The following is a 13,587-nucleotide window of genomic DNA, read 5'->3' as shown; positions in this document are numbered from 1 at the left end:
TTAAAAGTTGATGGCGGTGTTTTCTCTGGTATTGAATTGAAATCGGCTGTCATAATCTGTTTCTCCGTATAAGTTAAAACTGATAGTTGGTTGATTTCCCATCGCTTCTATATGATGAATAGCGTCTGGCATCAAACAGAGAATATCCCCTTCCGTGAGGATTTTTTCTCCCACTTTTTCGATTTTGTCAGGTTGATTCGGTTGCGGATTTCTACGCCAAAAGGTATTTTTCTCTTTGCCTTCCAATAATGCCACGATACCCCAACAGCCATGATTATGAATCGGTGATACTGTGCCTCCAGCCCATGCTACCAATTGCACGGTTAAGGGAAAGGAAGGCTCATCGTATAATGTCATTATCTCCCAACCTGTGTCTGGATTTGGTTCAAGCATGGATAAATATAACCAAGGGGATTCATTTAATAATTTTCTCATTAAAGGTATGATCAAACCTAATCTTTTCATGTCATCGGTGGTGGTTTCTAGGATGTCCTCCAAATCTGTCAAAAAACGATAAAGACGATACACAGAAGCCGTTTTAGAAGCCTTAGAGAGAGTTTTTAAAGGGTGACACTGCCCGTTATTATCCACTAACCAATCTTTTTCTTTCATATATAGGAAATAAATATATTTAGGGTTTGCTGAAAAAGTATTTTGATGAAGAGAGGGAAGAGCGGATTTGGGAAAAGGGAAGAGTGAATAGGTGACAAAATCAAGGTTTTGAGGCTTTGTATTAACTTATAATTACAAAGCTGTTTTAAATAAAATTTAGTAAAAATTGTGAAAATTGAACACTTTTCAGTTGATGTAGTATGTCCAAACCGTTGATTTTATCAGTCTTCTGATTTATTCAGCAAACCCTAATTCTTATATAGCTCTCTTAATTGAGGGTTTTTTTGTAAATTCGATCACCAAGTGCCATAGCTCGATCGAACTAAAAATATGGTATTATTATGAATAATTAGACTAAAATATTTTGATAAATTTTTGAGATTTTAGAAAATAATCCTTTTCAACATCCTAATATTAAAGCCCTCAAAAGACAATTAAAAGGTTATTATCGTTATCCTATAGGTAATTAACCCCTAATTCTTAATTCTTCATGCAATCTATAAATTAAGGATAAAGATGTGAGATAATTAAGGATTGTTAACAAAGTTATTATTTAAGCTATTATACTTCGTGGATAAACTTCGCACCGTTTCGGACACTAAAAGAAATTTTTATCAATATCACAACCGCCCCATTAACTCCATATACCGCAGAGTCGTTGAAGAATTAATGGTAGAAATGCACCTATTATCCGTCAATGTTGATTTTCGCTCCGATCCTATTTATTATTTAGGAGTATGTCAGAGTTTTACTCAATTTATGAACGGTTATACCCCAGAATCTGATAAAGACTCTATTTTTAGGGCATTATGTCAATCGATCGACAATAATCCTGATGAATACAGAGGTAAAGCAGAAACAATGCTTAACTTTGCTTCTCAAAAATCTCCTCAAGAATTAATCAACTGGTTACTATCTCCTACTGATGATAACGGTTTACAAGACGTAGCGAATCATTGGCGTTATGCTTTAGAGAATCCTAAGTTTAAATATAGTCGCTTATTTGCCATTGGGCTTTATAGTTTCTTAGCAAAAAGTGACGCAGAAATTGTTAAAAATGAAGAAAAATTTGCCGAATTAATCACTCCTTTAACTGATAAATTAAGTCTTCCTATTGATAAGTTTAAAAAAGATTTAGAGTTATATCGTAGCAATATTGAAAAAATGACTCAAATGCTCACTGTTTTAGCTGATACCCTCGAAGCTAGTAAGAAAAAAAGACAAAATAATTAAGAATTAAGAATTAGGAATTAAGAATTAAGAATTAAGAATTAACAATATTTTTATTTTAAAACATAAACAGTCTTTTAATTATTCATTATTCATTATTCATTATTCATTATCATGTTAGATTTAAAAAAAATTAGGGAAAATCCCGAAGAAGTTTTAAAATTATTACACCAACGCAATACCGACTATCAAATACAACCGATTCTTGATTTAGACAGTAAACAAAGAGAATTGCAATCCGTAAGAACAGAGTTACAAGCTAGAAGTAACGAAATCGGTAAGATTATCGGGGAAAAAATGCGTAGCGGTGCAAATCCTCAAAGTGAAGAAATCCAGACTTTAAAGGAAGAAGGCAATAACGTTAAAGCTAAGTTAGCACAGTTAGAGCCAGAAGAAAGAGAGTTAAAAGCACAACTTGATGATTTATTGTTGGAATTGCCCAATTTACCTTCTGATACCACTCCTATTGGTAAAAATGAAACAGAAAATATTGAAGTCAGACGCTGGGGAGATGAGTTTATTCCCGATGGTAGTCACATTTTACCTCACGGGGAAATCGGCGAAAAGTTAGGTATTATTGACTCAGAAAGGGCGGTAAAAGTTGCTCAAAGTCGTTTTGTGGCTTTAGTTGGTATGGGGGCGGCTTTAGAAAGGGCGCTGATTAATTTTATGCTCGATCGACAGATAGAAGCAGGATATATTGAGGTTATGCCTCCCGTTTTAATTAATAGCGTAGCACTACAAGGAACGGGGCAACTACCAAAATTTGCCGAAGAAAGTTTTAAATGTGATAACGATGATTTATGGTTAACTCCCACTGCGGAAGTGCCTGTTACGAACTTTTATAGTAAGGAAATTTTAGAAGCAGAAAAACTACCTATATATCATTGCGCCTATACCCCTTGTTTTCGCAGAGAAGCAGGAAGCTACGGGCGAGATATGCGCGGTTTAATCCGTTTACACCAGTTTAACAAAGTAGAGTTAATTAAATTAGTGCGCCCTGAAACAAGTGCCGAAGAACATGAGAAGATGGTAAATAATGCGGAGGCGATTTTACAAGCTCTCAAATTGCCCTATCGAGTTGTAGAATTATGTACAGGAGATATAGGGTTTAGTGCCGCTAAATGCTATGACTTAGAAGTATGGTTGCCTTCTGCTAATACCTATCGTGAAATTTCCAGTTGCTCAAATTGCCATGATTTCCAAGCTAGAAGGGCTGATATTCGCTTTAAGGAAAAGGGCAAAAAAGGTACTGAATATGTACACACCTTGAATGGCTCTGGTTTAGCGGTAGGGCGCACTATGGCGGCGATTTTGGAAAATTATCAACAATCAGATGGTACTGTTAAAGTGCCTGAAGTATTACAGCCTTATCTCAAAACAAATATTCTAGCCTAACGTAAAACAGGCATCTTGCCTGTGCTTTTTTGATTAATATAGGACTTCCGTACCATCGACAGTATTCTGTCATTCCGAGAGTAGCGAAGGAATCTCAATCTCTTAATTTTCAGAATAAGTGCGTAACTTCTATAAATAGACATCTTGAAGAAATCAGGAAATAAGGGTTGAATATTATTCAACCCCTACAAAGGAATAAAAAATCTTTGTGTTTATTTAGGGTTTGCTGAATAAATCAGAATTAAGAATTAAAAACTATTCAATATTCACTATTCACTATCCTCATCAAAATATTTTCTCAGCAACGACTAAATTATTATGAACACTGAAATATCAATAACTCCAGAAATAGCGATCAAAAATTTAAACCAAAAAGAAGATTTAGGCTTAAGATACTATGCCGCTTGGTGGTTAGGAAAATTTAGGGTAAAAACATCCGAAGCAATAGAAAGCCTAATTAATGCCCTCGATGATGAGGAAGATAGAGCTCCCGATGGGGGGTTTCCTCTGCGCCGAAATGCCGCTAAAGCATTGGGTAAACTAGGGGATTTGAGGGCGGTTGAGCCGTTAATTAAGTGTTTTGAGTGCGATGATTATTATGTCAGAGAATCAGCAGCCCAAGCCTTAGAAATGTTAGGAGATACTAGGGCGATTTCTCCTCTTGTCGCTTTGCTAGAAAATGCTGTTAAAGATGACAAATTAACGAATTATGCCACTGAGGTAGTCATAGGCAAACCTTATCTGAATCAACCCTACGAGGCGATTCTTGAGGCTTTAGGTACATTAAATGCCAAAAATACCCTAAATTTAATCAAGCCTTTTCTTGAGCATCCTACCCCTAAAATAGCCTATGCTAGTGCTAGGGCGATGTATCAGTTAACCCATGATGATACTTATGGGGAAATATTGGTCACTGCTCTGCAATGTGGTGAGTTACAATTACGTCGATCGGCTTTGATGGATTTAGGTTCGATCGGTTATGTAAAATCAGGGGATGCTATTATGAAAGCCTATGCAGAAAATAGTCTTAAATTAATTGCCATGAAAGGATTGCTAGAATATCAGTTAAAACAAGATGCTAGTGATGACTTATCTTCTGATAGTATTCACTTAATGAATTTTATGGATCAACTTTTATAATTTATGGAAGTTGCCAAGTTATAAAAAAAATGAAGATTTTACTGGATTTTCTTCCCCCTCTCCTTCCCCTATCCCCCTCTTATCTTCATCATTTTACATCGAACTCAGGTGATACTTGAAACCTCAAACCAATAATTAATTCTATTTTTGCGTAACATCAGAATATAAGTTAAAATTTTCTTGTCTATTACTGACTCAATGCTAAAATCTCATAATTAGCAAATTCAGTCTTCAAGCAATCTCACATAAACTCAGTCGTGCAAATTTCTTTAGATTATTATCGTATTCTCGGTGTACCTGTTGAGGCTGATTCAGATTTGATTGAACAAGCCTATAACGATCGCATTATTCAACTACCCCATAAAGGTTATACGGAATATGCCATCAATTCTCGCAAAAAAATTATTCAACAAGCATACGATGTTTTAGGAAAAGAAGACTCTCGTTTGGAGTATGAGTCCTTTTTCTTGCCTTCAGAAGTGACGAAGGAAGAATTAGAGTCGGATTCCGAAGAATCTTTGATGACGGAAGAAGACATATTGCCTGATGTTAATCTTGAGATTGAGGAAAGTTTGTTTGTTGGTGCTTTAATTATTCTTTTAGACTTGGGAGAATATGAGTTAATTCTTAGTTTAATTCAACCTTATTTGCTCGATCGCAGAGTGGTGCCACTCGATCGAGATAGCCTTAATATTTTCAGTGATAATGAAGAAGAAAAAAAGCAAATTTTTCAAGATTTTGTTTTAACAGTAGTGTTAGCAAATTTAGAATTAGCGAGAGAACAATGGCAAGAAAAACAATATGAATCTGCATCTAATTGCTTAAATAGTGCTTATAATTTATTACTAAAAGAAGATTTATTTATTGATTTAAGAAAAGAAATTAAACAAGATGTAGGCAAGATATTGCCCTATGAAATTTTAGAACTATTAACAAAAGAAGATAGCTATATTGAACATCGAAAAAAAGGAATTAATTTGTTAAAATCGATGTTAAAAGCAAGGGGCGGTATTGAAAGTACAATAGTTGATAATTCGGGATTAAATATTGATAGTTTTTTAAGATTTATTCAACAAATTAGGATTTATTTGACTGCGGAAGAACAGCAAAATATTTTTGAAGAAGAAGCTCAACGTCCCTCACCTGCGGCGGCTTATTTAGCGGCGTATGCTGGAATAGCAAAGGGTTTTACGGAAAGAAAACCAGAGTTTATTATTAGGGCAAAAAACAGTCTTATTTCTTTAACTATTCATCAAGATGTTTATTTAGAACAGTCTATTTGTGCATTATTATTAGGGCAAACTGCGGAAGCTGAATTTTCTTTAAGTCAAAGCAAAGACAAGCAGACGATTAATTATATTCAGGAAATGTCTCAAAATTCTCCTGATTTATTGCCCGGATTATGTCTTTATACAGAAAAATGGTTACAAACAGAAGTTTTTCCCCAGTTTAAAAATTTAAGTGACGAAAATCCCTCTTTACAAGATTATTTTAATAACGATCGAGTACAAAATTACTTAGAGACAATTAGTCATCCTGTATCCCCAGAAAATAATGAGGATGAGTCTTCTCCAGATTTAGAATTACCCGTTACTCCCAAAAATTCACCATCTTCTTTTATACAGTTTAATGCCTTAAAAGATCAAACGGATTATCAAGAACAAATTATCAATCAGACTTACGAATCAGAATTAGACGGGGAGATATTAGAAGAGGAGATATTGGAAGAAGAAGAAAAAGAAGGAAATATATCTTTATTGGTGAAAGGTGTAGAAGAAAATGAAGATTTATTAGAAATTGATGATTTTCTATCCTCAGTGGTAGAAGAAGAACAAACCTCTTCCAATAATGTTACTGAGAAAAAATCTGATGATTCTTCTCCCGAAAAAACTAATCATCCTCCCCAAAAACGAGATAAAACTAAGTTGCTTTTGCTGTTAATTCCCTCAGCTATTGCACTGTTATTATTTGGTGTCATCGGTGTTTTTGCTACTCGAATGTTACTTAGAGGAGATACGACTAGATTAGAAATATCTTTGTCAGAACCATTGATCGAGTTACCAACTATGAATCCTTCCCCAAATGATTTAACGACTCAGTTAAATAATGAAACAGGGCTTGAGATTATTAATCAATGGTTAAAGGCGAAGGTTAACGCCACTGGACCTGAATATAATGTCACAGAATTGAGTAAAATTTTAACTGAACCTTTATTGTCCAAATGGATAGGTAATAGTCGAGATTTGCGTAGTCGTAATGCTTATCGTCGTTATGAACATAAAGTTTCGATCGAATCCACAGAAGTTAATCCTCAAGACCCTACTAAAGGCTTTATTGTAGCCAAAGTGGAAGAAAAATCTCAATATTATCGTAATGGTGCATTAGTACCAAGTTTATCCTATCAAGATAATTTATCTATTAGATACGGTGTTATCAAAGAGGGAAATCAATGGTTAATTCAAGAAGTACAAATTATTAAGTAACAATTAACAATTAACAAGTAACAATTAACAATTAACAATTAACAATTAACAATTAACAATTAACAATTAACAACTTCTCATTATCCAATATTACTTATTACTTATTACTTATTACTTATTACTTATTACCTTCATCAAAATACTTTTTCATTACTCCCTAATTATACAATCCATTCAGAGGTTCGATCGCCCAAATCAAGAGAAAAACTAACGGCTTTACCTAAACGAGGGCGATTTTTTGCTTCTAAAATACCATTTTTTACTTGATCAATTACTCCCCAACTGGTAATATAATTAGCTATATTTTCTAAATGTTGACTATACTCTAATTCAGTCCAATGAAAGGAGGCTTGTTCTAAATATTTCCACATGATTTGAAAATATATTTTATCTTTTATTTTAATAATTTGAACGTCATAAGAATATCCCCATTTATTCTTAATTATTTCTCTTAATTCTTGTCCATTCATAACTTGAAAATTATTTATTTTTATGATGATTCTTTTATTCACTTTTCCCTTTTCCCTCTTCCCTCTCTTCATCAAAAGACTATGAAGTAAACCCTAAGTACTTTTTAATTTTTTTGAGGTAAGATTAAATGATAAGAAAATCCTTTATTAACAGCAGATTCAACAGTTAATTTAGCATCTAATTGTTCCGTTAAAATATTAATCAATCTTACTCCTAACGATCGATTATACCTCCATTGTTTGACGTTATCTGTACCTTGACCATTATCCCTAATTTTTAAATGAATATATTTTTTTTCATCTTGATATAATTCTATCATCACTTTTCCTTGTTTACTTTGATTAAAAGCGTGTTTAAAACAGTTAGTAATAATTTCATTAACGATTAATCCGCAGGGTATGGCATTTTCAATATTAATATTAATTGGTTCAGTCTCAATAGAATATTTTACTGTGCGAGGATAAGGATTATAACTGTGAAATAAAGTATCAATTAATTGAGTTAGATAATCACCAAAGTCTAAGTTAGCAAAATTATTTGATTTATATAATTTTTCGTGAATCATTGCCATACTTTGAATCCGATTTTGACTATTAGTAAAGGCTTTGATAATATTTTCATCTTCAAAATAAGTCGCTTGTAAATTTAATAAACTAGAAATAATATATAAATTATTTTTGACTCGATGATGAATTTCTTTTAACAAAATTTCCTTTTCTTCTAATGATTTTTGGATTTTAAATTCAGCTTCTTTCCGACTAGAAATATCTCTGGAAACTGCGATAATTTCTGTAATTTTTTGCGTAGAAACATCTTCGACAGGTTTGCTGGTGGTTTCTAACCAAATATAATCTCCCTGTTTACACAACATCCGATAACTATAGGTAATGCTTTCTTTTCGATCGAGCATCATCTGATAGGATTGATTATATTGAATAATATCATCTTCATCAATAAAATCTTGAGGGGATTTGTCTATTAATTCGGAAGGTTGATACCCTAATAACATTTTTACCGAAGGAGACACATACAAATAAATACCATCGGGAGAATGACGACTAATTATATCCGTTACATTATCAGCCATAAGGCGATAACGGGCTTCGCTTTCTTCTAAGGCTTGTTGACTTTTTCTCCTCTCAGAAATATCTTTAACGATGGCACAATTATAAAGTTTTTGTTGAAAATAAATTTGATAAATATTAATTTCTACTGGAATTAAAGTACCGTTTTTATGACGATGATAAGATTCCAATGTCATTTGTTTTTTTTCTTCTAATGTTTTCATAATATAAGCCCATTGTTGGTTTTCATTGTGAAATAAAGGATTAATATTTTTTACTTTCATAGTTTTTAATTCTTCTTGGCTATAGCCTAAATTTCGAGATGCCGCTTCATTAGCGTAGAAAAAGTTACTAAATCTATCTACTAGAAAAACTGAATCTCCTAATTTATCTAAGGTAAATTGAGTTAATTTTAAATTTTCTTCTAATCTTTTTTTCTCGGTAATGTCATCATAAGTCACTAAAATTCCTATCACTTCTCCTAGAGAATTATGTAAAGGTATTCGACAAATATCTATATAAATTTCTTCTCCATTAAATGTAATTTTTTCGATAATATGAAAACGGGATCGATCGTACTCCATCACCCAACGATCCCATTCCTGATATAATTGCGCTTGGGTGGGAGTAATGGGTAAATCAAAATCATTTTTTCCGATAATAGCACGGGTATCTTTATAACCTAAGACATCGGCAAAACTGCGATTACATCCTAAATAAATAGAATGACGATCTTTCCAAAAAATTCGTTGGGGTATATTATCGATAATTAAAGTGAGAAAATCCTGAGCAGATTTTAATTCTTTAGTACGTTGAGTAACTTTTTTTTCTAATTCTTGATTTAATCGAATATAAGAATTTTCGGCTTTTTTTCTTTCCGTGACATCCATAGCCATCGACATGACGATTTTTCTACCATCAGGCAAAACCCCCAACGGCACAGAATGAAAATGCCACACCCTTTGTTTACCTTGTGCCGTATTAATCATATATTCTCCCTCATCTAAAAAGTCTTTAACTTTATATAATTTCTCAAAATGAGAATTGTTGTTATTAATCTTTTTGCCGTATGCTTTTTCTATCCATTGACTAATAGTAGGAATGTCATGGAGACAGTATCCACTGATATTATTCCAAGCCTGATTAATTTGTATCACTTCTCCATCTTCCGCATGAATCATCTTAGGAAAAGGCGCATAAATAAAAGCATTACGAAAACGCATTTCACTGACTTTTAATTCTTCTTCAATTCTTTTTTCTTTGTCTATATCTTGAATGGTAGAGATAAAATATTTAGGTTTGTTTTCAATGTCTTTTACTAAGGAAACATCTAACCGAGTCCAAATATATTGTCCATTTTTTTTAATATATCTTTTCTCTAAAGAATAACTATTAATTTTCCCATTGAGACAATCTTGAACTAATTTTAAGTCTATATCTAAATCTTCTGAATAAGTAATTTCTTGGAATGTTAATTGAGTTAATTCTTCTGAATTATAGCCTAATATTTCACATAATTTATCGTTGACTTTTAATAATTTTCCTGTTAAGCTCACCCTAGCAATACCTATAAATGCTGATTCAAAGATCGATCGATATAATGCTTCATTTTCTTCTAATTTTACCGTAATTTGTCTTTGCTCAGTAATATCAATAATTGTACCAATAATATAATTTTCTTTATCAAGAATAGTCTTTCTAATGCAAATAGTTTCTAGCCAACGAATTTCATTACTATTGGGAAGACAATAACGATAGGAAAAGTGAGTTGACTTTCCTTCCCATAAAGTTAGGGATAATTTTTGCAAAAATAATAATTTATCTTCAGGGTGAATATTATCTAACCAAAAACTCAATAAAGGTTTGTGAATATCCTCATCTTTTCCTAGTATTTTTTGCGTTTCTTCATTGACATAAATTAAATTACCTAGTTTGTCTAAACGAAATATTCCTAAAGGTAAATTTTCGGCTAAATCAGCATAAATTTTTTTGATTAACTTAACTTCTGTTTGTGATTTGATTTCTTTAGTGACATCTTTAATGGTATAAAGAAGATATTTGTCTTTTTCATCATCAATATATTTAATACTAACGAGTAACCCAATATTTTCTCCTTTAATATTATCAAGAAAAATAGGGATATTTTTTAATACTTTTTTATTTTTTAGTTGTATTAAATTAATCTTTAAGGTTGGTAAAATTTGTTTAATATGCTGTTTATTTTTTATATTTTTATTAGAATATTTGAGCATTTTATTGAAGGTGGAAGAAACATAAAAAAGATTTCCATTAATATCAGTAATAACAACAGCGTCACTGATTAAATCTAATAAATGAGGAAATAATTTATGGAGATTTTCCTTAGAATTAACCATAATTGAGAATTAAGAATTAAGAATTAAGAATTAAGAATTAAGAATTAAAAACTATTAACTATAGCAATCAGGAATCATTTGTGAGAAATAAATTATTAGAAAAAAATATCGAAGATACGACTACTCTTGCCTTTTGCCTCTTTTCTTCTATGATAAGATAATTTTCACAACTCATAACTGACTGTTATATTAACTATTCATCTAAGGCTTTTTTCGCTATTTTGGTGATATAAATTGTTACGGCAACAGTAGCAATTAACCCTACAATATTTAATATTAACCTCAATGTATCGGTATTTCCAGTTGTTACTTCTAAGGCAGTTTTCGGGATTGAGCCAATATAAACATACATAATTGTACCGGGTAACATTCCTATCCATGAGGCAAAGAAATAATCTCTTAAGGATACTTTTGTCACTCCAAAGGCATAGTTTAAAAAGACGAAGGGAAAAAGAGGAGATAGCCTTGTTAAACCGACTATTTTCCAGCCTTCTTTTGCCACAGCCCGATCGATCGAGGTAAACTTAGGTTGGGATTCTATTTGTTTTTCTACCCAACCTCGCAAAAAATAACGTCCGAGGAGAAAAGCAAGGGTTGCGCCTGTTACCGATGCGATCGATACTAAGATAGAGCCTTTTACTACTCCAAAGATTAACCCTGCGCCTAAAGTTAAGGCTGAACCCGGTATTAAAAAGATCGTGGCGATGATATAAATAAGTATAAACCCCAGTACTCCCCAGATGCCCCAAAGTTCGATCGAATCCGTGAAGTTGTTGAAAAAGTTGTTAATATATTCAAATATTTCCATAGGTAAGCAAAATTAATTGTATGTTTACATTGAGAAAAGTAAGCTAAAACCCATTTAATTTACCGTTTTTATTAAGTCTTGAAAATGATTTCATTACTTAGGGTTTGCTGAATAAATCAAAAGGTTATTAAAATCAATGGTTTAGGCACACTATATTCACAAAAAAGTGTGAATTTTTGGCAATTTTTACTCAAAAACAGGGCATTTCAAATCTGATTATTCACAATATACCTGTGTACTTGTTGAAGAGATAACGCTTCAAAATCTTGATTTTTCATTCTTTAACCTGACACCTGATACCTGATGCCTGATACCTACCCTCATCAAAATACTTTTTGTGCACCCCCTAAATAAAAAAACCCGCCTTCTCAAAGACGGGGCTTAAAAATTTATTAACCTAAAGTTCAATACCAGAGCTAACTTCTCCGACACTAGAACCAAAACCACCGGCAAGAATGTCAGCTTCTTTAACAAATCCGCTATAGGCTTCCATACCGTGTTCGGAAATATCTAAACCTTTCACTTCTTCTTCGGTGTGAACTCTAATGCCTACAGTAGCTTGAAGTCCATACCATGCGGCTGTACTAAAAGCAACGGTAAATCCGCCGATGGTTAGAATACCGATAATTTGAGCGAATAATAAATTAATACCACCGCCAAATAATAGGCCTCCATCAGTAGCAAAAATACCAACTGCTAAAGTTCCCCAAATACCACAAACTAAGTGAACGGAAGTAGCACCTACAGGATCATCAATTTTTAACACTTGGTCAAAGAAAGCAACAGAGAATACGACTAAGACACCTGCGATCGCACCGATAATAACGGCACTAAAATAACCAACACTAGCACATCCAGCAGTAATACCCACTAAACCAGCTAAAATACCGTTAATAATCATGGATAAATCTGGTTTACCATCTTTTGCCCAAGACGTGGCAGTAGCTGTCACAGCACCTGCCGAAGCGGCGAGGTTAGTGGTTACAGCAATATAGGGAACATTGGCAGTGGCGGCTAATTCAGAACCGGGGTTAAAACCGAACCAACCAATCCAAAGGATTAAACACCCCAAAGTGGCGATACTCATATTGTGACCAGGTATAGCATTAACTTTACCGTCACTAGAGTATTTACCTTGACGAGGACCTAAAATCGCAGCCCCCATGAGTGCTGCCCAACCACCGACAGAGTGAACGACAGTAGAACCTGCAAAGTCACTGAAACCTAATTCATCTAACCAACCACCATTCCAGACCCAATGACCAGTGATAGGATAAGAAATACCAACTAACAAAAGACTAAAAATTAAGAAAGCATCAAAACGGATTCTTTCAGCTACCGCACCAGATACGATGGTGGCGGCGGTGGCGGCGAAGGCTACTTGGAATAAGAAAGAGATAGGAGCTGGAATTGCGGCAGGATAATTTTCATCTCCGTAGGGTGTAGCGTCACCATTAAAGAAAAATCCTTGTAAACCGATAAAGCCGTTACCCTCACCGTACATAAAACCATAACCGATCGCCCAATAAATCATGGTAGCAATGGCAAATACGATTAAGTTCTTCGCTAAAATATTAACAGCATTTTTTTGACGACAAAAACCAGTTTCTAACATAGCGAAACCAGCGTTCATGAAGATAACTAAAATAGAACACACTAACAAAAAGATGGAATCTAAAACAATTTTAACTTGATCTAAATCTTCAGGACCATCAAAACCCTGCGCCATTGCTGCGGTATTCCACACCATAACGATAATTGCCGTTAAGGGAATACAAGCCAACCAATAGGGAGAGAAGACATTTTTGATACGAGCTATAGAATTAAGTATAAAGTTTCCTTGATCTTTCGATCGAGATACTTTTCTATTCATTTTTTTTGACATCATCACCATGGATTTTTACTGGTATAGATTTGCTTCAAAACTACATAAGAATTGAGGATTTAATCTCTTAAGTCTTCAATTAACTGTTAAATATTGGTATGTTTTACTTAATAAGTTCTGT

The 13,587-nt window shown here is 33.3% G+C and carries 9 protein-coding genes; 4 read left to right on the top strand and 5 right to left on the bottom strand.

All coding sequences use genetic code 11. From position 1 onward, the window contains the following. The gene (locus ACN4EE_RS03730) at positions 1 to 612 is read right to left on the bottom strand and encodes a cysteine dioxygenase family protein (protein ID WP_431705056.1); all 612 of its coding nucleotides are present in this window, start codon (positions 610 to 612) and stop codon (positions 1 to 3) included. Between the two features lie 570 nt (positions 613 to 1,182). Here ACN4EE_RS03730 and psb29 point away from each other — a divergent pair. The 4 genes from psb29 to ACN4EE_RS03710 all read left to right on the top strand — a co-directional run bounded on the left by psb29 (position 1,183) and on the right by ACN4EE_RS03710 (position 6,863). Further along, complete coding sequence (psb29, locus tag ACN4EE_RS03725; protein WP_431705055.1) at positions 1,183 to 1,845, top strand: photosystem II biogenesis protein Psp29; 663 nt, start codon at positions 1,183 to 1,185, stop codon at positions 1,843 to 1,845. A gap of 111 nt (positions 1,846 to 1,956) precedes the next feature. Beyond that, positions 1,957 to 3,240, top strand: coding sequence for a serine--tRNA ligase (gene serS / locus ACN4EE_RS03720; RefSeq protein ID WP_431705054.1), 1,284 nt, complete (start codon positions 1,957 to 1,959; stop codon positions 3,238 to 3,240). A 318-nt stretch (positions 3,241 to 3,558) separates the two neighbouring features. Next, complete coding sequence (locus ACN4EE_RS03715; RefSeq protein ID WP_431705053.1) at positions 3,559 to 4,380, top strand: HEAT repeat domain-containing protein; 822 nt, start codon at positions 3,559 to 3,561, stop codon at positions 4,378 to 4,380. 257 nt (positions 4,381 to 4,637) lie between these two features. After that, positions 4,638 to 6,863: an IMS domain-containing protein gene (locus ACN4EE_RS03710; protein WP_431705052.1), complete on the top strand. Its 2,226-nt coding sequence runs from the start codon at positions 4,638 to 4,640 to the stop codon at positions 6,861 to 6,863. 161 nt (positions 6,864 to 7,024) lie between these two features. Here ACN4EE_RS03710 and ACN4EE_RS03705 read toward each other — a convergent pair whose 3' ends face one another. The 4 genes from ACN4EE_RS03705 to ACN4EE_RS03690 all read right to left on the bottom strand — a co-directional run bounded on the left by ACN4EE_RS03705 (position 7,025) and on the right by ACN4EE_RS03690 (position 13,454). After that, on the bottom strand, positions 7,025 to 7,333 hold the full coding sequence (locus ACN4EE_RS03705; RefSeq protein ID WP_431705099.1) for a DUF3067 family protein: 309 nt from the start codon (positions 7,331 to 7,333) through the stop codon (positions 7,025 to 7,027). Between the two features lie 104 nt (positions 7,334 to 7,437). Then, entirely contained in the window at positions 7,438 to 10,773 is a 3,336-nt protein-coding gene (locus ACN4EE_RS03700; protein WP_431705051.1) for a PAS domain S-box protein, read from the bottom strand. A gap of 193 nt (positions 10,774 to 10,966) precedes the next feature. Continuing rightward, positions 10,967 to 11,581 (bottom strand): TVP38/TMEM64 family protein, encoded by a 615-nt coding sequence (locus ACN4EE_RS03695; protein WP_431705050.1) that lies wholly within the window; start codon positions 11,579 to 11,581, stop codon positions 10,967 to 10,969. Between the two features lie 397 nt (positions 11,582 to 11,978). Next, positions 11,979 to 13,454, bottom strand: coding sequence for an ammonium transporter (locus tag ACN4EE_RS03690; protein ID WP_431705049.1), 1,476 nt, complete (start codon positions 13,452 to 13,454; stop codon positions 11,979 to 11,981). Between the last annotated feature and the right edge of the window lie 133 nt (positions 13,455 to 13,587).

Origin of the sequence: Geminocystis sp. CENA526 (assembly GCF_050753365.1) — a bacterium.
Taxonomy (GTDB): Bacteria; Cyanobacteriota; Cyanobacteriia; order Cyanobacteriales; family Cyanobacteriaceae; genus Geminocystis.
Note: the sequence above shows the minus strand (reverse complement) of the source record. Positions and strands in the feature narration are given on the sequence as shown.

Bases quoted from the DNA above. Each gene is read 5' to 3' on its own strand.
- ACN4EE_RS03730 (WP_431705056.1), bottom strand. From the start codon at position 612: ATGAAAGAAAAAGATTGGTTAGTGGATAATAACGGGCAGTGTCACCCT.
- serS (WP_431705054.1), top strand. From the start codon at position 1,957: ATGTTAGATTTAAAAAAAATTAGGGAAAATCCCGAAGAAGTTTTAAAA.
- ACN4EE_RS03715 (WP_431705053.1), top strand. From the start codon at position 3,559: ATGAACACTGAAATATCAATAACTCCAGAAATAGCGATCAAAAATTTA.
- ACN4EE_RS03705 (WP_431705099.1), bottom strand. From the start codon at position 7,333: ATGAATGGACAAGAATTAAGAGAAATAATTAAGAATAAATGGGGATAT.
- ACN4EE_RS03700 (WP_431705051.1), bottom strand. From the start codon at position 10,773: ATGGTTAATTCTAAGGAAAATCTCCATAAATTATTTCCTCATTTATTA.
- ACN4EE_RS03695 (WP_431705050.1), bottom strand. From the start codon at position 11,581: ATGGAAATATTTGAATATATTAACAACTTTTTCAACAACTTCACGGAT.
- ACN4EE_RS03690 (WP_431705049.1), bottom strand. From the start codon at position 13,454: ATGAATAGAAAAGTATCTCGATCGAAAGATCAAGGAAACTTTATACTT.